Below are 24,656 nucleotides of genomic sequence, written 5' to 3'. Positions count from 1 at the left end.
AGGACGCCATCTATGTCCAGTAACACTCTGTCCGGCAACGAAAAAAATCTGTCCAACACGGTGCTGCCCGCCGCCGTGCAACAACCCCGTTACGATCGTCAGTCGTTGAAACCCCGTATCGTGCATATCGGCTTCGGCGCGTTTCACCGCGCGCATCAGGCGCTGCTGACCGATCGGGTGCTCAACCGTCAGGGCGGCGACTGGGGGATTTGCGAAGTGGTGTTGTTCAGCGACGATACCCTGATTTCCGCCCTGCGCCGTCAGGATCACCGGTTTACCGTGCTGGAGAAAGCCGCCCACGGCAATCAGGCGATCGTGGTCGGCGCGGTCTGCAAGTCGCTGCACGCGCGCGTGGAAGGGATCGCGTCGATTCTGGAACAACTGGCGGACCCGATCGTCGCGATCGTCTCGCTGACTATCACCGAAAAAGGTTACTGCCGCGCAGGCAACAAAGGAGAGCTCGACCGGGACAACCCGCTGGTGCAGCAGGATCTGGCCCACCCTCGCCAACCCTCGTCGGTGCCGGGATTGCTGGCCGAAGCGCTGCGCCTGCGTCGTGAACGGGGCATTGCGCCCTTCTCCGTGCTGTCCTGCGACAACGTGCCGGAAAACGGCAAAGTCACTCGACAGGTGGTGATGGACGCCGCACGCCTGCAGGATCACGCGCTGGCGGACTGGATCGCGCAGCATGTCACCTTCCCCAACACCATGGTGGACCGGATCGTACCGGCCGCCACGCCGGAAACGCTGAGCCAGATCGCCGACGCCGTTGGTGTGGCGGACCCGTGCGGCATCGCCTGCGAGCCGTTTATTCAGTGGGTGGTGGAAGATAAGTTTGTCGCCGGCCGCCCCGACTGGGAACTGGCGGGCGCGCAACTGGTGGATGACGTGCTGCCGTTTGAAGAGATGAAGCTGCGCATGCTTAACGGCAGCCACTCTTTCCTGGCTTACCTCGGCTATCTGGCGGGTTACGAACATATCAATAACGGTATGGACGACCCCAGCTACCGGCGAGCGGTACGCCACCTGATGTTGCAGGAGCAGGCGCCGACTCTGCATGTGTCCGGCGTAGACCTGACCGCCTATGCCGACCAGTTAATTGAACGTTTTTCCAACCCGGCGCTGAAACACCGCACCTGGCAGATTGCGATGGACGGCAGCCAGAAACTGCCCCAGCGCCTGCTGGCGTCGTTGCGCTGGCATCTGGCGCGCGGCAGCGACCACCGCGCCCTGACGCTGGGCGTGGCGGGCTGGATGCGTTACGTCGGCGGCACTGACGACGCCGGTCAGGCGATTGATATCCGCGATCCGCTGGCCGCCACGTTGCAACAGGTCGTCGGCACTACCCGTGACGACGCCGAGCGGGTCCGCGGTCTGCTGTCCATCAGCGCGCTGTTTGGCGATGACCTGCCCGGCAACGCGGCGTGGGTGGCGGCGTTGACCGACGCCTATCTCTCGTTGCGCGACAACGGCGCCAAAGCAACCGTTGCGGCGTTATTCAACGACTGATCGGCGTGGTGCGCTTGATCCGTGTCGTGCTGTGTCGTGGCATATCGCATGCCACACGGCGCTGACACCATGCAAAAACGCCGCGCTCAGGAAGTAAACCCTGAGCGCGGCATGCTCCGATGGATGCCGTCGGCAGGTGGTTTGATACCGGCATGGCTGAGCACCAGTAGACCGGCCTTCACTCTTCCGGTAAATACTCCAGCACATCGCCTGGCTGACAGCACAGCACCTCGCATATTCTCTGCAATGTATCGAATCGGATGCTTTTCACCTTGCCGGATTTCAGCAGCGAAAGATTCTGTTCGGTGATGCCGATCAACCCCGCCAGCTCGCGGGACTTCATCTTTTTTTGTGCCAGCAGCACGTCCAGTCTGATAACGATTGGCATAGCGCGTCTTACCAACAATTCACTCATGACCCGATAAAATACACTGTCTGGTGCCGTGAGATAAATCACACTTTTCGCGGTGCGTTCTCCACAGGATCACAACTCGATCACAGTTCATCGCTGTTTTTTACAATTATTCTTGATTTTTGCCGACTGGCACTGCGAAATAGCGCTGATAGTTTCACCACTTCTCCCGACGCTATCGCCCCTACTGCTAATAATTTTTATCGTTTTACGATAAAAAAATGATGCCTTCCGGCAAACATCGCGTTTTTCCGGTCAATATTCATGATCAAATTAAAAAAACTTATTTCATGATCTCCCTGACAGATTCCTATTAAAAGCAGCCGGGAGTGGGATGGCTAGTTTACTTTTGTCTCGATCAGGCAAATGATAAGAACATAAGTTCATTTCAAATGAAATAATGTTTTAATATTATTAGGCGAATTGATCATGAGTAAACCCATCACGTTGAAACACACGCTCTGCTACGGCAGCGCGAACCTGCTAGGCAGTGGCGCTTTAGCCATTAGTGGTGCCTGGTTAATGTACTTCTATACCACCTTCTGTGGCTTGTCTCTGGTTGAGGCCGCTGCCATTTTCTCCGTGGCTAGCGTCATCGACGCCATCAGTAACCCGATCATGGGTTACATCAGCGACAACTTCTACAATACCCGCATCGGGCGCCTGTTCGGTCGCCGTCGCTTCTTCATCCTGCTCGGTATTCCGCTGGTGCTGGTCTACCCGATGTTGTGGATGGAAGGGTTAGGCTTCTGGTACTACCTGTCGACCTATGTGCTGTTCGAGCTGATTTACACCTCCATCATGGTGCCGTACGAAACGCTCGCCACCGAGATGACCACCGACTTCAAAGTCCGTTCCAAGCTGACCGGTTCCAAGGCCATCTTCGGTAAGGTCGCCAACTTCCTGGCCGCCTTCATTCCGGGACAGTTCATCGGCATCTACGGTAAAGACTCCGCTACGCCGTTCTTCTACACCGGTCTGGCTTATGGCTTCATCATGTGTGCGGCGATGATCGCCCTCTACCTCACCTCCTGGGAGCGTTCCCCGAGCGAAGTGGCGCGCGAACACACCCAGAACCTGTGGCAGTCGCTGAAAAAACTCAGCATCGACATGGCTTCGACCTTCCGTCTGCGTATTTTCCGTAAACACCTCGGGATGTACCTGTTTGGTTTCGGCGCTGAATGGCTGTTCGCTTCCGCCTTTACCTATTTCATCGTATTCGGTCTGAAACAGAGCACCGCGGTAGTATCCCAGCTCAACAGCTTCAGCTCGATTATGCAGTTTATCTCCACCTTCCTCTTCATCGGCATCTGCGTGAAAATGGGCTTCGGTCGCCCGTACCGCATGGCGCTGATGGTGGTTATTGTCAGCGTGATCGCCTACGCAGCGCTCTATTTCACTGGCTGGTCTCAAACTGCCACCATTATCGTCCTGTTCGGTATCACCGCCATCTTCGGTCTGAGCACCGGCGGTATCTACTACATTCCCTGGACGGTCTACACCTTCCTGGCGGACGTGGACGAAGTGCTGACCGGCCGTCGCCGTGAAGGGATTTACGCCGGCGCCATGACCTTCGCCGGCAAGATGGTGCGTTCCGTCATCGTCTTCGCCATGGGCTGGATTCTGAGCCAGTTCGGATTCGTGTCCGGCAAAGCGGCTCAGCCGGAAAGCGCGGTGCTGGCGATTGTAGGCGTGTTCTCGCTGGGGGTGGTTGCCCTGGCGGTCGTCGCGATCTACTACAGCACCCAGATGCGTCTGGACCGTAAGAATCACATGATTCTGCTGCAGGAAATTGCGCGTATCAAAGCTGGCGGCGCGATTGCCGATGTTCCACCGGAAGCCCGCGCGGTTGCCGAAGAACTGACCGGCTGGAAATACGAACAGTGCTGGGGCAACAACCCGCTTGGCCTGCAACAGGACGTGCAGGAACCAGTGGTTGCAACGTCTCAACGCTAAGACTACCCTCGGTCTATCATCCTTCAATGCCGCCCTCCGGGCGGCATTGTCGTTTTTAGGTTGCCCTGGCGTGTTCAGCAACAAACGCCCGACCCGTTCCTCGTTTCATGCTCATCGCCACATTCCTATCGCTCGCTGTCTGGTAACCCATCCCTTCGGCAGCAGTTACGCCAGCTAATCGCACCAGGCAAAGACCCAGACGCGCGTCGTTAATCAGAAAATCAGAGGTCATGAAGGCGGATGAAACACCGTGTGACAACACAAGGGTGGGTAGCATAAACATGGACAATACTGCGTTGTCACCATGTGGGACGATGTCGCCAATCAGGCAGAGCCAGCGGCCGAAAGCAGGAACCAGGAACCAGCGCCGACACGAGCACGACGGCACAGGCAAATACGGCGCCGTCGTGCTCAGAATGCGGTCCGGTTATATCAGCGCCGCTTCCCGCAGTTCGCTTTTCAGGTAGGCGTAATAGATGGGTGCGGCGATCACGCCGGAAATGCCGAATGCGGCTTCAAACACCAGCATCGCCAGCAGGATTTCCCAGGCATGCGCCTTAATGCGGGTGCCGACGATCTGGGCATTGAGGAAATACTCCAGTTTGTGGATGAGCATCAGATAAACCAGCGCCAGCAGCGCGATCGGCACGGAGATCGACAGCGCGGCGATGAACACCACGGAATTGGAGATCAGGTTACCAATCACCGGCAGCAAACCAAAAATGAAGGTCAGCACCACCAGCGTTTTGGCAAACGGCAGATGAATGCCGAAACCAGGCAAAATGCCCAGAATGAAGATGGCGGACAGCACCGTGTTCACCAGCGAAATCTTCACCTGCGCGAACACGATGTTGCGAAACGAGGACGACAGTAGCGCCACCCGGTGCATCAGTTCGGTTTTCAGCAACGGTTTATCCACCGTCGGCTCGATGTTATACAGGGAGATGATCGCCCCGAGGATCATGCCGATCAGCATGGTGACAAAACCGTGCAGAAAATCTTTCCCCATGTTCTGCAACATCACCACGTGCTTTTGCAGCCACGTCACAAACTCGTGCTGCAATTCCTCCACGCTAACCGGCAGATAGCCCGGCAGGTAGGTCATGAGCTGCTTTTGCACATCGTCGAGAATAAAGGCAATGCGGGCGTTGAACACACTGGTGTCCTTCATTTCCTGCATCAGCAACCCCACCAGCGTGCCGAAAATCACGCTCAACAGGCAAACCACCAGCGTGCTGATCACCGCCACCACCGCCAGCCGGGCGCGCTTGCCGCTGATCACCTTTTGAAAATACGGCGTCAGCAGATTAATGATTTCATACACCAGAAAACCGGCGATAAAGCAGGCAAGCAGGCGCAGCTCAATCAACAGCAACAGCCCACCCATGATAAAGAAGAAGCTCAGCAATCTGGCCTGTTTCAAATTCAACAACTGCATATGACATCCTGTTTCGTACTGCTACGTCAGGGGGAATCGCAGCGCCTGCCAACGAAGGGAATCACCCCATCGCCAGAAGTGCAATGCTCTGACCGTGAAATAATATTTCAGCAACCATTCTTAGCATTTTAACCACGAAACGCCAGCGTGATTAGCGTCATTTTTGGGCATCTATCATACGGATAGACCAGGCAATAACGGGAAACATTGCAGAAACAACAGGAAATTACGCCTGACGCGGGCGGATCGTTACCCACCAGTGAAAACGGTGAGAAAACGTAATCGGTAGGGTTTTCGTCAACGCGTTGAACAACCGTTCAGTGTCCTGCAACGGGAACACCCCGGAAATACGCAGCGCCGCCACGTCGTCATCCAGTTGGAAATGTAGCCGCTGATAGCGGGCGATCTCCCCGATCAGCTGGTCCAGCCGCATGTTATCGGCCACCAGCACGCCGCTCGACCAGCTTTGCCGGAAAGTCAGCACCGCCACCGGCGGCTGCCACTGCTCGCGCGAGTAGGTCACTTCCTGCCCGGCGGGCAACCGCAAACGCCGGTCAGCCCCGGCAGCCAGTTGCAGGTACGCTTCGCCGCCGAACACCGCCAGACAACTGCGCTGCTCCCAGGTACGCAGGGACAGCTTGCAGACCGACGCGGGCATCACGCGGCCTTGCCCCGTTTCCAGCCAGAGCGGCGTATTCTCGCCGTCCTCTCGCTCCAGCAACAGTTCTCCCGACAGCAGTTGCAGCACCAGTTCGTCATTCTGATGGCGAACATTCAGCGCCGAATCGGTATTCAGCCACACCTGAACCCCTTGCGCCAACGTCAACTGGCGGCGTTCTCCCACCCCGGTACGATAGTCGGCGGCGTAGCTGCGCCACGGCAGGCTATAGCCTACTGTTCCGGTCAACCCAGCCAGCACCAGCAGTTTGAGCGCGCTACGTCGCTCACGCCCCTGACGGCTCAGTACCGAGGAGATCAGCCGGTTGTCCGGGGTCTGAAAACGCGTCTGAATCTGTTCCACCTGACGCCAGGCCAGCTGATGACGGTCATCGCTCTCCAGCCAGCTGCGCCAGGCGCGCCGTTCCCGCTCGCTGCACGCCTCATCGTGCAGCGTGGCATACCACTCCGCCGCGGCGGACAACACAGCGGCGGACAACACATGGGGAGGCAAAGGCGAAGAAGACGGCGGCGTCATGACATCAGGCTTGCGCGCTCAGGCAGGCCAGCATGGCCTGCGCCATGTACTTTTTCACCATGCGCTCCGATACCATCAGGCGTTCCGCCACCTGACGATAGGTCAGCCCTTCCAGTTGCACCCACAGGAACGCCTGTCGGGCTTTGGACGACAGCGAAGACAGCAACGCGTCGATCTCCACCAGCGCATCGACGATCATCGCCTGCGCCTCCGGCGATGGGCTGACCACAAACTCCTGGCTGGCCAGCATCTGCAAATAGGCCTGTTCCAGATCTTTGCGTCGCCAGTGATTGACCATCAGCCCATGCGCCACGGTGCTAAGCCAGGCGCGCGGTTCACGAATCGGTTCGGCGGGAAAGTGAGTCAGCAACCGCAGAAAGGTATCCTGCGCCAGATCCGCCGCCTGCTGGGAACAGCCGAGGCGACGCCGCAGCCATCCCTGCAACCAGGAATGGTGCTCGGAATAGATCTGCTGCACACGCCGGTGGTCATCATGGCGATCATCAGCCTGTTCGGGGCAAAGGGCGGCGGAGTGATTCACGTTGCGGGCTCGTCAGAAAACAATCAAATGATTTTCATTCTCAACATCATCAATGTCAACTTTTTCTCCGGCCGTTTCCAAAATGGAAACGGGAAGACAACCGCCGCCGTCTTCCCGTGTTATGCACATCCGTCTATCCGCGCCCGGTTTACATCCGTTCCGATCGTACCGCCAAATCCCGGCTGTATTGCCGGCTGGCATCCACCAGCATCGTGGTATAGGCGCTTTTGGGCGTATCGCGGGCTAAATCGCCGGTGGCGAGCGTTTCCAGAATACGGCCATATTGCATCACCGCGACGTTATGGCACAGGTGCGCGATCACCCCCAAATCGTGCGTCACCATCAGGTAGGTCAGTTTCTCCTGCTGCTGCAATTCCGCCAGCAGATTGAGGATCTCCGCCTGCACGGACACATCCAGCGCCGAGGTGGGCTCATCCAGCAACAGCACCCGCGGTTCCAGAATCAACGCTCTGGCGATCGCCACACGCTGACGCTGCCCGCCGGAAAGCTGGTGAGGATAGCGGCGACGAAACTGCGGCCCCAACCCCACCTTTCCCAATAGCGTATCGATGCGGTCGTCCCGATCGGCGAAGCGGTGAATTAACAGCGGCTCTTCCAGAATCGTCTCCACGGTATGACGCGGATGCAGCGAGCCGTAGGGATCCTGAAATACCATCTGCACCCGGCGGCAGCGCGCCTGCTCAATGCGGTGCGCCAGCGGCCGATCATCGATCCATAACTGCCCCTGCCAGTGATTGAACAGCCCGGCCAGACATTTCAGCACCGTGGTTTTTCCGGAGCCGGACTCGCCGACCAGACCAAAAATCTCGCCGTCATTAACGGTGAGATTTACATCGTACAGCACCTGATTTTGCGCGCTTCCTTCACCAAACGTCAGGTTCAGATTGCGCACCTCAATCATCGCCCGCGTTTTGTGGTTTTCCTCAGTCGTCATAGGCGCTCCTTACGGGTTAAGCCAGGCTGGGTCGCGATTCATTACCGGCAGGCGCGGCCGCGGATGATCGATATCCGGCAATGAATTGAGCAACCCACGGGTGTAGGGGTGTTGCGCATGGTCCAGATCGGCGGCGGCAATCGATTCCACCACCCGGCCGGCGTACATCACCAGCACCCGATCGCAGAAGCTGCGCACCAGATTGATGTCGTGACTGATAAAGATCAGCCCCAGACCGCGCTCGCTGACCAGGTCATCCAGCATCGCCAGCACCTGCAAGCGCACCGAGACATCCAGCGCCGAGGTCGGTTCATCGGCAATCACCACTTCCGGCTCGGTAATCAGCATCATCGCGATCATAATGCGCTGCCCCTGACCGCCGGAAACCTCGTGCGGGTACAGGCCGTATACCCGTTCCGGCTGGCGAATGCGCACCACGTCCAGCATCGCGATCACCTTTTCTTTCGCCGCCTGCCGCGAGACGCGGTGGTGCGCCAGATAAGCTTCGGCGATCTGATCGCCGACGCACACCACCGGGTTCAGCGAATACTTGGGGTCTTGCATAATCATCGAGATGCGTTTACCGCGGATCTGGCGCATACGCGCTTCATCCGCCGCCAGCAGGTCGATGCCGTTAAAATCCAGCCGGTCGGCGGTGATGCGGGCGCTGCGCGGATGCAGCCGCAGCAGCGCCCGCCCGACGGTGGATTTGCCGGAGCCGGATTCGCCGACAATCGCCAGCTTTTCGCACCCCAGCGAGAAAGACACGCCGCGCACGGCGTCGGTCACCGCGCGGCCATTGACGAAACTCACCCGCAGATTATCCACCTCCAGCAGCGAACCGGCTTGCGGCGTACGGTGAGTCGTATTCACATTATTCAGTTCTGGGATCGAGGATGTCACGTAAGCCGTCTCCAAGGAAATTGAACGCCAGACTGTTGATCAGAATCGCCAGCCCCGGAATCGTCACCAGCCACCAGCACTCCATCATGTAGCGGCGGCCGGCCGAAATCATCGCCCCCCATTCCGGGTCGGGCGGCTGCGCCCCCAGCCCGAGAAAGCCCAGACCGGCCGCGGTCAGAATGATCCCGGCCATGTTCATGGTGATACGGATAATCACCGACGGCAGGCACAGCGGCACAATGTGGTGCAGCAGAATGCGCAGCGAAGACGCGCCCTGCAGTTTTACCGCCGAGACAAAATCAGCCTGACGCAGCGACAGGGTTTCCGCCCTTGCCAGACGGGCGATCGGCGGCCAGGCGGTGAGCGTAATGGCGATCACCACGTGCTCCAACCCTGGGCCGAGCGCCGCCACAAACGCCAGCGCCAGCACCAGACTGGGGAAGGAGATGAAGATGTCGGTGATACGCATCAGAATGGTGTCGACCACCCCGCCGTAATACCCCGCGACCACGCCCAGCAACAGCCCGATCGGCCCGACGGTGATCGACACCAGTGCCACGATATACAACGTGATACGGGAGCCGTACACCAGACGACTAAACACATCGCGACCGAACTCGTCGGTGCCGAACCAGTGGCTGGCGCTCGGCGCCTGCAACGTATTGGCAAGATCCTGCGCCAGCGGGTCATGGGTGGCGATCCACGGCGAAAAAATAGCCATCAGCATCAATACTAATACAATCACCGACCCTATCGCCGTCAACGGGTTGCGCATCAACAGCAGCAGAAAACCCAGTATGCGCGCGCCGCGCAGCTGCAGACGGCCGGCGCGCTTGTGTGGCCGGGCGTGCAACACCGGCTCGGAGGAAATCGTCATACTCTCGTCCTCGGATCAAAGACCTGATACAGCATGTCCGACAGCAGATTCAGGCTGACGAAAATCAACCCGACCAGCAGGACACACCCCATCACCGCGTTCATGTCGCCCAGCAGCAGGCTGCCGGTAAGATAAGAGCCAAATCCCGGCCACGAGAACACGGTTTCAATTAATACCGCGCCTTCCAGCAGCGACCCGTAAGCCAGCGCCACCACCGTCAGCAGCTGTACCAGAATGTTGCGGAACGCGTGCGCCCACACCACGCGGAATTCAGACAGCCCCTTCACCCGTGCGGTGATGATGTATTCCTGCGACAGCTGCGCCAGCATGAAACTGCGCGTCATACGGCTGATGTACGCCAGCGAGTGAAACCCCAACAGGGTGGCGGGCAGCACCAGATGATTGAGCGCGCTGCGAAATACCTCCCAGTTGCCGTCCAGCATGGCATCGACCAGCAACAGGCCGGTGCGGTTTTCCACCAGCCCGTCATAGGCCATGTCCACCCGCCCGGCGCCGCCGACCCAGTTCAGCCAGGCATAGAACACCAGCAGCCCCATCATCCCCACCCAAAAGATCGGGGTGGAATAACCGGCCAGACTAATAAAACGCACCACATAGTCCGCCCATTTGCCGCGCCTTGCCGCCGCCAGCACGCCGAGCGGCACCCCCAACCCGGCGCCGACGATAATCGCCATCGTCGCCAGTTCAATGGTGGCGGGGAAAACGCGGATAATGTCATCGATGACCGGACGGCCGGTCAGCAGCGCATTGCCGAGATCGCCGTGCAGCAGCGCATTGAAATAAATCCAAAACTGGACGTACAGCGGCTTATCCAGCCCCAGTTGCTGGTAGACCTGTTGGTAGGTGCTTTGGTCGGCATCCTGCCCCACGATCGCCAGCACCGGATCGATAGGCATGACGCGGCCGATAACAAACGTCAGAATCAATAGACCGAACAGCGTGACCACGACCTGGAGTAAGCGTTTCGCCAGCCGGCGCAGCGTGCCGCCCGGTTTAAGCCACTCGCCCGGTTTGATCCGATCAGAGAAGACCATGTTCTTTCTCCCGATACCCCGGCCGGCGACGGATATCAAACCGCCGCCGGCACGGTGATTTCACGTTGGCGTTCTGCAGTCGCCAACTAGCGTTGCTTGTACACGTCCCGCAGGTGGGTCGTGGAGGACGGATGCGGCACATACTTCATGACATCCTTGCGCAGCACGACCGAATCGATCATCTGGGAAACCGGAATAATGGCCGGGTACAGCGCCTCATAGCGGTTCTGGACGTCGATATACATCTGCTTCTGCTTTTGCGGATCCTTTTCCAGCAACGCCTGATCGATCATCTCGTTCAGTTGCTTATCGTAGAACGAGGTGCGCCAGCCCTGGAAATTGGTCAGTTTGGCTTCGTCGCTGTTATCCGGGTTGTAGACCACGGAACGCAGGCTGGAATGCGGATGAGGATCTACGCCGCCGCCGCCGCGCCCGACCAGCATGTCGAACTTGCGATCGCGCATCGCGCCATAGACCTGATTGCCGGTGCCGGAGAGGATCTGCACTTTGATGCCGGCTTGCGCCAGCGTGGACTGCACGGCGGTGGCGAGATTGAGGAACGGCTGATCCGACAGCACGCGCAGCGTGGTGTCAAACCCGTTCGGATAGCCCGCTTCCGTCAGCAGGGTTTTGGCCCGCGCCACGTCCAGCTTGTAGCCCGGATCGGGCAGCGTGGCGTCCATCCCTTTCTGGATCGGGCGCTGATGATAGAAACCATAGCCGGTCATCACGGTGTTGTTGATGCCGTCGTAGTCGATCAGATAACGCACCGCTTCACGCACTTTCGGATTGGCGAAGTATTGATTCTTCAGGCTCATCGCCACGTAATACAGCGTGCCTTTGGTCACCTCCTTCACCACGGCATCTTTATCCTGCTTAAGCGCATTGATATCCGGCACCGACATGCCGGTCGCCACGTCGATGTCGCCTTTCTCGATCATCAACCGCAGCGCCTGCGATTCGGTCATGTGCCGGAAAATCACACGTTTCATTTTGGCGTCGCCCTGCCAGTAACCGCTAACGCGGCTGATGCGCAGCACATCTTTCGCCTGCCACACATCCAGCTTGAAGGGGCCGGAACCGGCTTCATTGGTGGTTAGCCAGCCGTTGCCCCAGTCACCGTTTTTCTCGTGTTGCAGCACCGTTTTGCGATCCAGTACCGAGCCGCTGCCCAGCGTCGCCAGCGAGTAGATGATAAGCTTGGGATCGTTGGGCTTGGGCAGTTCGATCTCCACCGTGTGGGCATCTTTGGCGCGGATCATCTTCGCGACGTTATCCGCCGTAAAGCCGTACGATTTCCAGGTGGTCGCCTGCGCCATGTTCAGATGCAGCAACCGGCTCATCGACCAGATGAAATCCTCCGCGGTCACCGGGTTGCCGGAATGGAACTTCGCGTTATCGACCAGATTGAAGGTGATGACTTTGCCGTCGTCGCTTACGCTCCAGCTTTTCGCCAGCGCGGGTAAAACGTGGCTCAGGTTGTCGGGATCCAGCTCCACCAGCGAATCGTAGAGATTCACCACCACGCCCACCACTTCATTGCCGGTCATGGCGGCCGGATCCAGCGACAGCATGTTGTTCATGTTCATGCCGACAATCAGCTGATCGTCAGGGGTTTTGGCAGACAGGATGGCCGGTGTGGCGGCCATACACAGCGTGCTCAACAGCAGGGTACGAAGTATTGCTCGTGCTTTCATTATTCTTCTCCAGGTGTGGAAGTATGGAAGACGACAACGTATTTTTTGACAACGTATTGTTTTGACAACGTATTGTTTTTTTAGTGGTTACTACCGCGCGAACCGCAAGCGCTACGCCTGACTCAGGGTGTGCGCCTCAATCCAGTCAAAGTTAATGTCTTCGCCCAAACCGGGACGCTGCGACAAATGGACATACCCTTCTTCATCCATCGGGTCGACCAGCGTATTCAGATAGGCCGCCGGTTCGTCATAGTTCAGGAACGGATGCAGCAGACCGCGTTCGTACCAGCGGCAGTTTTTAATCGCCCCCACCACCGCCAGATTCGGCGCGCCGTTGCCGTGAATTTCGCAATCCATGCCGAAAGCTTCCGCCAGATGCGCCACCTTGAGGCACGGCGAAACTCCCGCCCATCGCCCTGCCACCCCGGCGCGCAGAATGTCGCAGGCGCCTTCTTTCACCCAGTCGGCGCGGCTGAAGTATTTCCCGCCCAGGCTTTCCGGCCCGATGACGTCGATGTCCAGATTCTTGTTCAGCCAGCTGTAAGACGCCATGCTCTGCTCTTCCATCGGCTCTTCGAACCAGGTGAAGTTCAGTTTTTGCAATTCACGACCGATGTACAGCGCTTCGCTGCGGCTGTACCAGTGGTAGCCGTCCAGCATCAGGCAGATATCCGGCCCCACCGCTTCGCGCACCGCCGCACAGGCTTTGACGTCCATTTGCGGGCTGGGCGCGAACGACACCGGCGGCATCCAGGTATGCAGCTTGATGGCTTTGTAGCCGCGCTTCACCAGCATCTCGGCGAACTGACCGTACTCGTCCGGCGTGGACAGGCCGCCTTGCAGCTCGTCGCCGCACATGGTGCTGCCGTAAGCCGGCACTTTATCGCGGTAGCCGCCCAGCAGTTTATACACCGGCAGGTTCAGCGCGTGCCCGGCCAGATCCCACAGCGCCTGTTCGGCGATCGCCAGCGCCCGGTCGGTCAGTTGGTTGGCGCTGCCGCGCTGCCAGTGCACCAGATCCTGCCACAGCCGCTCACGATCAAACGGATCCTGCCCAATCAACACTTTGCGGAAAAAGCCGTTCACCACATACGGGCGGATCACTTCCGGCGGCGCAAACGCATAGCCTTTGTGACCTTCGTCAGTGCTGATCGTCAGTAACGCCATGCTAGCCTGATGCTCGGCGCCAGGGTGTGAATGCCCGGCGCTGTCGGAGACGCGGCGAGTGGGGTAAGTGAAGACGGTGACATCAATCGATTCTATTTTCACGTTGTTACCTGCCTGGATAGTTAACTCATTTACAAAATTTGCAGTGATAAACTGTGTGTATCGGAAAATGCACGGTTATATGGCGTAAATCTGTATCAAGCGAAAAGCAGATATATTTTCCCGCCGCCCTATGACGAAGAGATCAACATCACAAAAAAGAAATCATGTATTAATTAAAAGAAAACCACGTTTTATTTTAATTATTGTGGCTGTATTTCGTTTAGTCATTAGGCAATGTCTCCCATATGATGAAATTATGACACGGAAAATTAGGCAAACGCCCATAACCTTGTGAGCATTATCACTAGGGAAAATAAAAACCTTATAATTTTAGTGGGTAAAACCGAGCTAAAACACATCGTAGAAAGGTGGGCAAGAACAGCCGATAGCGTAGGTGCAGAACCGATATTAATATAGATAATTCATATGATTAGAGCGGACTGCGGTTTATTGCGACGGGAATATCTCGGATGAATAAACGCCTTGAGAATAACCAACGTGCCGCGTTGATTCACGCACACGCCGTTGTTTAGTCAGTTTATTTTTATTGGCGACCAACCTGCGGGAATAAATAACCTTACGCCCGTTAGATCAAATAGCGGAAACAATATGCCGGCGCGGTATCCCGCCATTAACAATGACGGGATACCGTCCGCTACGAGCTTATACCCAAAATAATTCGAATTGCAGGACAAAACGCGTGGCGTTTTGAACAACGCAACGCATTGGCCCTTCAGGGCAATACTCATAATGAGTCTTGTAACGCGACGACCGAGTGACAAATTCGTCGGGAACGAATTTGACCAGCCAGCGGCTGGCCTGCGGTGAGAGACAGGATGTCTCTCATTTCATCCCCAGTCACTTACATTAGTAAGTGACTGGGGTGAGCAAGGCAGCCAATGCATCTGCGACTTGAAGTATGACGGGTATATTACCAGCGATACGTCACATTAGCGGTAATATCACGCCCTTCTCCGTAGTAACACCAGAAATTACAGGCGCTGACATAGTGATGATTCGCCAGATTGGTCGCGTTAACCTGCACGCGCCAGTTTTTGGTCACGTCGTAAGCGATCATCGCATCCCACAGCGTATACGCCGGCACTTTCAGACTGGCGCTTTCCAGACGGTCGCCATACGAGCTGCCGATATAGCGCACGCCGCTGCCGACGGTCAGCCCTTCCAGCGGGCCGCTGAACGCGTAGCTTACCCAGGTGGAGAACATATGCTCCGGCAACCCCGGCAGCCGCTTGCCGTTTTCCCCCGCCACGCCGGATTGGGTAGTTTCCACATTGTTATAGGTGTAGTTGCTGGTTAACGTCACGCCTTTATACACTTCACCGCTCAGTTCCAGCTCGATCCCGCGGGAACGCGCTTCGCCCGACTGCACCTGACGACTCGGGTTATTGGCGTCGGTGGTCAGGATATTTTCCTGACTCAGGTTATACAGCGCCGCCGAGGCATAACCGTTGAAGCCCTGCGGAGTATACTTCACCCCCACTTCCGTCTGCTTGCCCATAGTGGGTTTGTACTGGTTGCCATAGGCATCATAATCCGCCAGCGGCTGGAACGACTCGGCATAGCTGACATACGGTGAAATGCCGTTATCAAACAGGTACATCGCTCCCGCCGTTTTGGTGAACTTGGTGTCGCTGGTGCGGGAATCGATCCCCATGATCGTGTTGCGCGTGTAGGATTTGGCGTCGTCGTAGCGGCCGCCCAGCAGCAGGATCAGGCGATCGTCATACTTGATCTGGTTCTGCACATAGTAACCGCTCTGATGACGGCCGGAGCGGTGATTGGACAACTGGTTATCGCTCAGGGTGTAACGGCCATAGACCGGGCTGAAAATGTCCAGCGGCACGCTGTTGAACTGATAGAGCGAGGCGTTGTACGGCGACAGATCCGCATCACGGCTTTGGGTATTGGCGCGACGGTAATCAACGCCCAGCAACAGGGTATTGTCGATATCCCCCCAGCGCCATTCACCCACCATGCGGTTATCCACCGACCAGTTTTGCGCAAAGCCGTCGCGGTAGGTCAACCCGCGATTAACGGTACGATCATCCACCATTCCCATGGCATAAACCCCGCGCATATCCATGTTCAGGTAGGTGTAATTGGTGTTCTGGTGGAAGGTCCAGATATCGTTCAGGTGGTGCGTGAACTCATACCCGAGGCTCAGTTGGCGGCTATCGAACCGGTTCAGGCCCGGTTCCCCCAGCGAGGTTTTGTAGCCAACTTTGCCGTAGGGCGTGTCATGCAGAGTGCCATATGGCGTCTTGAAGCCATTGGTCATGCCGGAACGGGTATCCATGTAACTGCTCAGCAGCGTCAGTTCGGTATCGTCGCCCAGCAGGAAAGTCAGGCTGGGCGCGAGGTAGAAGCGTTTACTGTCGGCAAAATCCACTTCGCCGGAGGTATCGCGCGCGGTGCCGACCACCCGGTACAGCACCGTACCGTCGTCGTTCAGCGGGCCGGAACTGTCCACCGCCACCTGGCGGTAATCATTGGAGCCGTACTCCACCGACACCTGCCCCTGCGGCAGGCGCGTCGGGCGCTTGGTGATTACGTTGACCAGCCCGCCCGGCGGGTTCTGGCCGTACAGCACCGATGCCGGGCCTTTCAGTACCTCAATGCGTTCCACGCCGAACGGTTCCAACTGCTGGGTATAAAAACCGTCTTCGTTCAACGTAGCCAGCCCATTCTGGAAGCGGGAGAGATCGCTGAAGCCGCGGATCACCAGCCATTCGGTTTTATTGTCCGGCCCGTAAGGCGTCGCCAGCACGCCTGCGCTGTAACGCAATGCCTGGTCGACCTTCCTGGCGCCGCGCTCTTCAATCTGCTGTGCGTTCACCACCGCGACGGCGCGGGGCGTTTCCGACAAGGGCGTATCCAGCTTTAGCGCGGTGTTTGGCGGCGCGGTCACCACCATCTGCTCGCTTTTGGCGGAATGGGACACCGGTGCGGCAGCCGGCGTTTCCAGCGCCTGCTTCGCCAGCGTAACCGTTCCATCCGCGCCAATTTGCGCCTGCAGACCGCTGTTGGTCAGGATGGACTGAAAACCTTGCTCAACACTGAAGGAACCACGCAGGCCCTGACTGGTTTTCCCCTGAGTCAACGCCGGATCGTAAGAAAGCAGCACCCCGGATTGCTGTGCAAACTGGTTCAGCGCCTGATGCAACGGCCCGGCGGAAACGGCGTAAGTCCGGGTGACGGAGTTGGCCGACGCCGCCTGGCTCACCCCAACGGGTAACGCCGCATACACAGCCAGCCCCAGCACCCCGGCCCGAAGCAGGCGGGTACGATATGTCAACATAGTGATTCCCCTTCAGTATCGAATTTTTGGCATCAATCATGTGGTCTTTTACGCCGTCGGCGGTGTCTGTTTCACCGCACTCATGCATCGCTCAGGGACACGACCGCATCACGTCCCAGGCACCACCTGATTGCTATGCCAAACCCGCCACGCCAAAAGGGAACCGCCGAACAAAAAAATTTCTGCGCGGCCGCTGATTCAACAGGCAACCGCGCCACGACAAATGGGAATAACGCGCCCGTAGCACCGCGATATTCGACAAAATAATCAGGGCCTGCCGCGAATAATTAGCCTCGCAGCGTCATATCGCCATTATTAAAAGTGCGTAAAAAAGGAATCTTTTGCTGTTGCCCAATTTATTATGAAATATAGAAAAAAGACACTTAATGCTAAGAAGTGTATTTAAATATGGATTTGTTATTAGCTTGATCGTGAAATGAGGTATCGAAACGTATCGATATAAAAACAACACAAAAAGAAAGAGAATAGCGCTATCGTCAACTATGATTGATAAAAGTCAGCCTGAAAGCACAAAAAATCACATCAATAAATGAATTGATAAAGTATGCGTTTAATTTCCGGGCATCCGGTTTTATGACGCCATGGTGGTGGTGATGTCACCCTCATCCTGGTTGAGGATTAACAGCGACAATACCCGATCTTCCACATTCAACTTGGAAAACGAGAGCGTACTGAGCGGCTTTTTGGCAAACCCGTCAGACAGCAGATCCCAGGCGACGTGCGTGCTGAGCAGATCGCTGTTGGTCATGAAATCCTGATACGCGAACCGGACATTAACCGGGAGCACTTCGTCAATGGAAGCAGGCGCTGTCGCGCCGGTACGCAAACCAAAATGTGCATTAAATGCGGAATTCGCGCAGAGTATCTTGCATTTGTCATCGATGACTGCAATCGCGCGTCTGTCATTGTGAACAGGGGCGCTTAACATGCTCATGATTTCATTCTGCCCAAATATCAGACTCATATGTCCTCTGCTTCTTGCTATGTGAAATCTATCCCCCCTGAAGCTGCCTAATGTGGACGGCTCGGGGAGTCCGGGGATAGTTTTAAAGTCAACCAGATAAATTACCTGGTAAATGCAATAATTAAACCGTTGATATAATTAGAATTCAACCAACCAGGACAAAGGGCGTTATGAGCAAGAATGTAATTTCCTGCGTTATTATGCAGTCCAAACAATATAGATATTATACTTTGGTAAATTATTCCCATGTCTTCCGGCGGACTGAAAGTCGATATTATCTATCACAATAATCAGTCCATTTATAATCAGTCCATTTATTGCCCGCAATTTGTTTACAATTAAAACAATTTCGTAACGAAACGGAGGCATTAAATGTCACCCTTTTAGGGATCATTAGCACTATATCCGCTTTCGCCGGAAGTCGATCGTTCAAATAAGGGCGATCTTTTGCTTGTTTGATCATATCGTCCGATCAAATTCTTATTAATGATAGTTAATGTCGATGAAATAGTCATTTTCATTAACTATTCCCTTTACGAATTCGAAGAACGGCATAAAGGTAACAAAAATGTGAGCAAAATCTCATAAATTTGTGTGCTTTGGCCGCCTCCACCCATGCTGTCGCCAATCTAAGACTATCCTTAAAAGCAAACGTCTCAGCTCTTTCCTGCAATGCGTGATCCATCGCGCAAAAAAGAAACAAATGTTAATGGCTCACTGTTATTAACTATTGATTGACATAATATTAACAATGTTTAAGGAGAAGCGCTATGAGCCAATATAATAAACACCCTATACCCGCCACCATTGCGGAAAACGCCTTAATCACCGCCGAACAATATAAAAAGATGTATCAGGAATCTGTGCAGGATCCTGATGCCTTCTGGCGGGAACAAGGCAAGATCGTTGATTGGATCAAACCCTATAACCAGGTCAAAAACACCTCTTTTGACCCGGGCCATGTCCGTATCCGCTGGTTCGAGGACGGTACATTAAATGTAGCGGCCAACTGCCTCGATCGCCATCTCGACACACTGGGCGATCAAACCGCGATCATCTGGGAAGGCGACGACGCCGGGGAAAGCAAAAAAGTCACCTACCGCGAGCTGCATCAGGCGGTTTGCCGTTTCGCCAACGTGCTGAAATCTAAAGGCATCCGTAAAGGCGATGTGGTCGCTATTTATATGCCGATGGTGCCGGAAGCCGCCGTGGCGATGCTGGCCTGCGCCCGCGTCGGCGCCGTGCATTCGGTGATCTTCGGCGGATTCTCCCCGGAATCCATCGCCGGGCGCATCGTCGACTCCAGCGCCAAACTGGTGGTCACCGCCGATGAAGGCATTCGCGCCGGACGGGCCATTCCGCTGAAAAAGAACATTGACGAAGCCCTGCGCAACCCGGCGGTCACCAGCGTCAACCATGTGATCGTTTTCCAGCGTACCGGCAAGCCCGGCAACTGGCAGGACGGCCGGGATCTGTGGTGGCACGAGTTGATCGCCCAGGTGGACGATCATTGCCCGCCGGAAGAAATGAACGCTGAAGATCCGCTATTTATTCTGTATACCTCCGGCTCCACCGGTAAACCGAAAGGCGTGTTGCACACCACCGGCGGTTATCTGGTTTACGCCGCCGCTACCTTTAAATACGTGTTCGACTACCACCCCGGCGACGTTTACTGGTGTACCGCCGACGTCGGCTGGGTAACCGGTCATAGTTACCTGTTGTACGGCCCGCTGGCCTGCGGCGCCATCACGCTGATGTTTGAAGGCGTGCCCAACTGGCCTACCGCCAGCCGTATGGGGCAAGTGGTGGACAAGCATCAGGTCAATATCCTGTATACCGCGCCCACCGCCATTCGCGCGCTGATGGCGGACGGCGACAAGGCGATTGAAGGCACCTCGCGCCAGTCGCTCAAAATCATGGGCTCGGTGGGGGAACCCATCAACCCGGAAGCCTGGGAATGGTACTTCAAAAAAATCGGCAATAGCCGCTGCCCGATCGTCGACACCTGGTGGCAGACGGAAACCGGGGGATTCATGATCACGCCGTTGCCCGGCGCCATCGAAGCCAAACCGGGTTCGGCGACGCTGCCGTTTTTCGGGGTGCAACCGGCACTGGTGGACAACCTCGGCAACCCGCAGGACGGCGCCTGCGAAGGCAACCTGGTGATTACCGACTCCTGGCCCGGTCAGGCGCGTACGCTGTTTGGCGACCATGAGCGCTTTGAGCAGACCTATTTCTCCACCTTCAAAGGCATGTATTTCAGCGGCGACGGCGCGCGGCGCGACGAAGACGGCTATTACTGGATCACCGGCCGCGTGGACGATGTGCTGAACGTCTCCGGTCATCGCCTCGGCACCGCGGAAATCGAATCGGCGCTGGTTTCACACCCGAAAATCGCCGAAGCGGCGGTGGTCGGCATTCCGCACAGCCTCAAGGGGCAGGCGATCTATGCCTACATCACGCTGAATCACGGCGAAGAGCCTACCAGCGAGCTGTATACCGAGGTGCGCAACTGGGTGCGCAAAGAGATTGGCCCCATCGCCACCCCGGATATCCTGCACTGGACCGATGCGCTACCGAAAACCCGATCCGGCAAAATCATGCGGCGTATTCTGCGCAAGATTGCAGCCGGGGATACCAGCAATCTTGGGGATATCTCCACCCTCGCCGATCCTGGCGTGGTAGAGAAACTGCTGGAAGAAAAACAAGCCATGAGCCACACATCGTCTTAAACGTCATCCGATAAAAACAGCGCCACCCGCACCAGATCGTATTACGCCGTCTGGTGTGTGGTGGCACCTGAAAAACAGCCGCCCGCGAGGGCGACGCGACTTATCTGACTGGAGATTTATGATGAATGATCTCATTTATCAACGGATTGAGGATAACCCGCTATTTAAAGAACTGGTCCAGAAACGGCAGCGTTTTGCCGCCTTTCTTTCGCTGATCATGCTGGTGTTGTACGTCGGTTTCATTCTGTTGATCGCCTTTGCGCCGGGCTGGCTGGGTACGCCGATAGCACCCGGCGCGGGGACGACCCGCGGCATCCCGTTGGGTATTGGGCTCATCGTTATCTCCTTTGTGCTTACCGGTATTTATGTCTACCGCGCCAATGGCGAATTTGACCGCCTGACCAAGGCATTGCTGGACGAGGTGCAAAAATGAAAAGCCGCATTTTTCTGTTGACCGCGTTGTTGGGGCTACCGATATGGGCGCAGGCGGCGGATGCTGTTTCCGGCAATGTCCAGAAGCAACCGCTGAATATTCAGGCCATCGCACTGTTTGTGCTGTTCGTGGCGGCGACGCTCTACATCACCTACTGGGCGTCCAAACGTACCCGTTCGCGCAGCGATTACTACACCGCGGGCGGCAATATCACCGGCTTTCAGAACGGGCTGGCGATTGCCGGCGACTACATGTCCGCGGCCTCGTTCCTCGGCATTTCGGCGCTGGTGTACACCTCCGGCTTCGACGGCCTGATCTACTCGCTCGGCTTTCTGGTCGGCTGGCCGATCATCCTGTTCCTGATTGCGGAACGGCTGCGCAATCTGGGTCGCTACACCTTTGCTGACGTGGCGTCTTACCGGTTACAGCAAAAACCGATCCGCACCCTGTCCGCCTGCGGTTCGCTGGTGGTGGTGGCGCTGTACCTGATTGCCCAGATGGTGGGCGCCGGTAAGCTGATTCAGTTGCTGTTCGGGCTGAACTACCATATCGCGGTGGTGCTGGTCGGTATTCTGATGGTGATGTACGTACTGTTCGGCGGCATGCTGGCTACCACCTGGGTACAAATCATCAAAGCGGTATTGTTACTGTGCGGCGCCACCTTCATGGCGATCATGGTGCTGAAAACGGTTAACTTCAGCTTCGATAGCCTGTTCACCGAAGCGACCAAGGTTCACGCGAAAGGTATCGCGATCATGAAACCCGGCGGACTGGTGTCCGACCCGATTTCCGCGCTGTCTCTCGGGCTGGGGCTGATGTTCGGCACCGCCGGCCTGCCGCATATACTGATGCGTTTCTTCACCGTCAGTGACGCCCGTGAAGCGCGCAAAAGCGTGTTCTTCGCCACCGGGTTCATGGGGTATTTCTACTTCCTGACCTTCATCATCGGTTTCGGCGCGATCTTGCTGGTGGGCGCCAACCCGGCGTTCAAAGACGCCGCCGGCGCGTTGATCGGCGGCAACAACATGGCGGCGGTGCATCTGGCTAACGCCGTGGGCGGCAACTTCTTCCTCGGCTTTATCTCCGCCGTGGCCTTCGCCACCATTTTGGCGGTGGTGGCCGGGCTGACGCTGGCCGGTGCCTCAGCCGTGTCTCATGACCTGTATTCGAACGTCATCAAGAAGGGTCAGGCTACCGAGCGCGACGAGCTGAAAGTGTCGAAACTCACGGTACTGGCGCTGGGGGTGATCGCTATCCTGCTGGGGATCCTGTTCGAAAACCAGAACATCGCCTTTATGGTCGGGCTGGCGTTCTCGATTGCCGCCAGCTGTAACTTCCCGATAATCCTGCTGTCGATGTACTGGTCGAAGCTGACCAGCCGCGGCGCCATGATCGGCGGCTGGGCCGGGCTGCTGACGGCAATAATTCTGATGATTCTGGGGCCGACCATCTGGGTGAAAATCCTCGGTCATGCCAGCCCGATTTACCCGTATGAATACCCGGCGCTGTTCTCGATGCTGGTGGCCTTTATCGGTATCTGGTTTTTCTCGATTACCGACAATTCAGCCAACGCCGTCGAAGAACGCGGTAAATTCAAAGCGCAGTTTATCCGTTCGCAAACCGGCCTTGGCATATCCAAAGGGTCATCTCACTAAGAAAGGCGATACTCACGACAACCGGGGAGCTTGCTCCCCGGTTTTTTTTACACCTTCTCGCTTAACACCGCTTCCAGCAAATCCAGTTCCCGCAGCATTTTCTGCAGCGTTTCGTTGCTGATACGCTGCGTGGCGCGCAGGTGATACAGTTCGGCGCGCTCTGCACTAACGGCAGCCAGACGAAAGCGCCGTTCCAGATTTTCCACCGCCATGTTGTTTTCCAGCTCGTCGGTGCCCGCCACGCGGCGATGCAACATACCGATGACGCGGGCGCTCACCTCCGCCAGCACCTGATCGTCCAGATTTTCTTCCCGGTCCGCCGCCAGCCGTTCCTGCATTTTTTTCAGACTATCGATCGCAACCTGCGCCATCGTCACCCGTGCGATGCGTTCCTCTTTTTTCTGCACGCTGTGGTCGGTCAGCGTAATGCCCCTCAACAGCAGCGGTAACGCTATCACCCCGCACAACAGTGAAAACAGGATCACGCCGGTAGCGATAAACACCAGTTGATAGCGGGACGGGAACGGTGCGCCGCTGCTCAGAAACAGCGGGATGGACAACACACCCGCCAGCGTGATGGCGCCCCGTACGCCGGCAAAGGTGCTGATCCAGATCTCGCGCGAGGTGTAGTCGGCAAACAACATCGGACGCTTATTTTGTACATAACGGCTGTAGAGTTTCATCAGCCACAGCCAGGCAAACCGCAACAGCAGCAAAGCGCAATAGATCAGAGCGATGTCGGCGAATAGCATCCAGGTTTCGATGGTCGGATCCAGCTCCGCCTGCACAATCGACTCTTCAATCACGCCGGGCAGTTGCAGCCCCAGCATCAGGAACACCATGCCGTTGAACACAAACTCCAGCATGTTCCACACGCCGTTGGCGCGCAGTCGCATGTTGAGCGGCGCCTGCCGCAGCAGTTGGGTTCGGCTGATAGTCATCCCAGACGCCACCGCCGCCAGAATGCCCGATACGCCGAAATGTTCGGCGATCAGGTAGGCAGCGAACGGCAACAGCAGCAGTAACACGATTTGGGTGGCGGCATCGTCATCGTTCTGATGACCAAGCAACGACAGAGATTTACTGTAAACCCAGGTGACGCCGATCCCGGCCAGCAGGCCGCCCAGCGCGACCTGCAAAAACGCCAGCGTCGCGCCGTAAACCGTAAACACCATGGTTCCCATGGCGATCGCCACCGCAAACTTGAGCGACACCAGCGCCGAGGCGTCGTTCATTAACGCCTCGCCCTGTAGGATCCCCATCAGTTTTTTCGGGATCCGGTCTTCGCCGACAATGCCGGACAAGGCCACCGCATCGGTGGGAGACAGGACGGCAGCCAGCGCAAAGGCGGCCACCAGCGGCATTTCCGGGACCATCCAGTGCAATAGGTAACCGATACCCACCACGGTAATCACCACCAGTACCAGCGCCAGCCCCAGAATTTCACGCATATGGTGCAGAAACTCGCGGGTCGAGGTTTTCCAGCCGTCGGCGAACAGCAGCGGCGGAATAAACAGCACCATAAACAATTCGGGATTGAAGTCGACATGCAGGCCGAATTGCGGCCAGGCCAGCATGGCGCCCAGCACGATCTGCATCAGCGGCAGCGGTATCTGGAAAGGCAGGATGCGCGTCACTACGCCTGAAAGAGAGACGATCAGCGTCATAATCAGAATGGTGAAAAATATTTCCATGTGTTCCCTGGTTGCTTGCCGTTACATGAAA

18 protein-coding genes are annotated in these 24,656 nt (G+C 56.7%); 5 read left to right on the top strand and 13 right to left on the bottom strand.

The genetic code is table 11. The features are described from left to right. Nucleotides 1-12 precede the first annotated feature (12 nt). Nucleotides 13-1,509: a mannitol dehydrogenase family protein gene (locus tag DDA898_RS03945; RefSeq protein ID WP_201765882.1), complete on the top strand. Its 1,497-nt coding sequence runs from the start codon at nucleotides 13-15 to the stop codon at nucleotides 1,507-1,509. Nucleotides 1,510-1,687: 178 nt separating this feature from the next. Here DDA898_RS03945 and DDA898_RS03940 read toward each other — a convergent pair whose 3' ends face one another. Continuing rightward, nucleotides 1,688-1,897: a helix-turn-helix domain-containing protein gene (locus DDA898_RS03940; RefSeq protein WP_038910270.1), complete on the bottom strand. Its 210-nt coding sequence runs from the start codon at nucleotides 1,895-1,897 to the stop codon at nucleotides 1,688-1,690. A gap of 453 nt (nucleotides 1,898-2,350) precedes the next feature. On the opposite strand from DDA898_RS03940, the gene DDA898_RS03935 reads away from it, so the two are divergent. Beyond that, nucleotides 2,351-3,877, top strand: a complete 1,527-nt coding sequence (locus DDA898_RS03935; protein WP_013316418.1) for an MFS transporter — start codon at nucleotides 2,351-2,353, stop codon at nucleotides 3,875-3,877. Between the two features lie 427 nt (nucleotides 3,878-4,304). Here DDA898_RS03935 and DDA898_RS03930 read toward each other — a convergent pair whose 3' ends face one another. The 11 genes from DDA898_RS03930 to DDA898_RS23835 form a co-directional block, all read right to left on the bottom strand. After that, complete coding sequence (locus tag DDA898_RS03930; protein WP_013316416.1) at nucleotides 4,305-5,315, bottom strand: AI-2E family transporter; 1,011 nt, start codon at nucleotides 5,313-5,315, stop codon at nucleotides 4,305-4,307. A gap of 226 nt (nucleotides 5,316-5,541) precedes the next feature. After that, nucleotides 5,542-6,510: a DUF4880 domain-containing protein gene (locus DDA898_RS03925; protein ID WP_050570181.1), complete on the bottom strand. Its 969-nt coding sequence runs from the start codon at nucleotides 6,508-6,510 to the stop codon at nucleotides 5,542-5,544. Nucleotides 6,511-6,514: 4 nt separating this feature from the next. Then, entirely contained in the window at nucleotides 6,515-6,988 is a 474-nt protein-coding gene (locus tag DDA898_RS03920; protein ID WP_038912420.1) for a sigma-70 family RNA polymerase sigma factor, read from the bottom strand. Nucleotides 6,989-7,199: 211 nt separating this feature from the next. Continuing rightward, nucleotides 7,200-7,973, bottom strand: a complete 774-nt coding sequence (locus tag DDA898_RS03915) for an ABC transporter ATP-binding protein (RefSeq protein ID WP_023637605.1) — start codon at nucleotides 7,971-7,973, stop codon at nucleotides 7,200-7,202. Nucleotides 7,974-8,015: 42 nt separating this feature from the next. Continuing rightward, on the bottom strand, nucleotides 8,016-8,909 hold the full coding sequence (locus DDA898_RS03910; protein WP_081639212.1) for an ABC transporter ATP-binding protein: 894 nt from the start codon (nucleotides 8,907-8,909) through the stop codon (nucleotides 8,016-8,018). After that, on the bottom strand, nucleotides 8,881-9,786 hold the full coding sequence (locus DDA898_RS03905; RefSeq protein ID WP_038910268.1) for an ABC transporter permease: 906 nt from the start codon (nucleotides 9,784-9,786) through the stop codon (nucleotides 8,881-8,883). The genes DDA898_RS03910 and DDA898_RS03905 overlap by 29 nt, the downstream gene beginning before the upstream one ends. Continuing rightward, nucleotides 9,783-10,841, bottom strand: coding sequence for an ABC transporter permease (locus DDA898_RS03900; RefSeq protein ID WP_033111602.1), 1,059 nt, complete (start codon nucleotides 10,839-10,841; stop codon nucleotides 9,783-9,785). Before DDA898_RS03900 ends, DDA898_RS03905 begins: the two co-directional genes overlap by 4 nt. Before the next feature lie 86 nt (nucleotides 10,842-10,927). Further along, the gene (locus tag DDA898_RS03895) at nucleotides 10,928-12,538 is read right to left on the bottom strand and encodes an ABC transporter substrate-binding protein (RefSeq protein WP_038910267.1); all 1,611 of its coding nucleotides are present in this window, start codon (nucleotides 12,536-12,538) and stop codon (nucleotides 10,928-10,930) included. A gap of 111 nt (nucleotides 12,539-12,649) precedes the next feature. After that, on the bottom strand, nucleotides 12,650-13,807 hold the full coding sequence (locus DDA898_RS03890; protein ID WP_038910266.1) for a mandelate racemase family protein: 1,158 nt from the start codon (nucleotides 13,805-13,807) through the stop codon (nucleotides 12,650-12,652). 931 nt (nucleotides 13,808-14,738) lie between these two features. After that, the gene (locus DDA898_RS03885) at nucleotides 14,739-17,126 is read right to left on the bottom strand and encodes a TonB-dependent siderophore receptor (protein WP_038910265.1); all 2,388 of its coding nucleotides are present in this window, start codon (nucleotides 17,124-17,126) and stop codon (nucleotides 14,739-14,741) included. A 592-nt stretch (nucleotides 17,127-17,718) separates the two neighbouring features. After that, a complete protein-coding gene (locus DDA898_RS23835) occupies nucleotides 17,719-18,111 on the bottom strand; it encodes a hypothetical protein (protein ID WP_038900325.1) in 393 nt (130 codons plus the stop codon). Between the two features lie 770 nt (nucleotides 18,112-18,881). Here DDA898_RS23835 and acs point away from each other — a divergent pair. The 3 genes from acs to actP all read left to right on the top strand — a co-directional run bounded on the left by acs (nucleotide 18,882) and on the right by actP (nucleotide 22,931). Beyond that, nucleotides 18,882-20,843: an acetate--CoA ligase gene (gene acs / locus DDA898_RS03875; protein ID WP_038910264.1), complete on the top strand. Its 1,962-nt coding sequence runs from the start codon at nucleotides 18,882-18,884 to the stop codon at nucleotides 20,841-20,843. Between the two features lie 121 nt (nucleotides 20,844-20,964). Beyond that, on the top strand, nucleotides 20,965-21,276 hold the full coding sequence (locus DDA898_RS03870; protein ID WP_013316402.1) for a DUF485 domain-containing protein: 312 nt from the start codon (nucleotides 20,965-20,967) through the stop codon (nucleotides 21,274-21,276). Continuing rightward, entirely contained in the window at nucleotides 21,273-22,931 is a 1,659-nt protein-coding gene (gene actP, locus DDA898_RS03865; RefSeq protein ID WP_013316401.1) for a cation/acetate symporter ActP, read from the top strand. The genes DDA898_RS03870 and actP overlap by 4 nt, the downstream gene beginning before the upstream one ends. 47 nt (nucleotides 22,932-22,978) lie before the next feature. Here actP and DDA898_RS03860 read toward each other — a convergent pair whose 3' ends face one another. Continuing rightward, a complete protein-coding gene (locus tag DDA898_RS03860) occupies nucleotides 22,979-24,625 on the bottom strand; it encodes a Na+/H+ antiporter (RefSeq protein WP_013316400.1) in 1,647 nt (548 codons plus the stop codon). Between the last annotated feature and the right edge of the window lie 31 nt (nucleotides 24,626-24,656).

Source organism: Dickeya dadantii NCPPB 898, from assembly GCF_000406145.1.
Classification (GTDB): Bacteria; Pseudomonadota; Gammaproteobacteria; order Enterobacterales; family Enterobacteriaceae; genus Dickeya; species Dickeya dadantii.
Note: the sequence above shows the minus strand (reverse complement) of the source record. Positions and strands in the feature narration are given on the sequence as shown.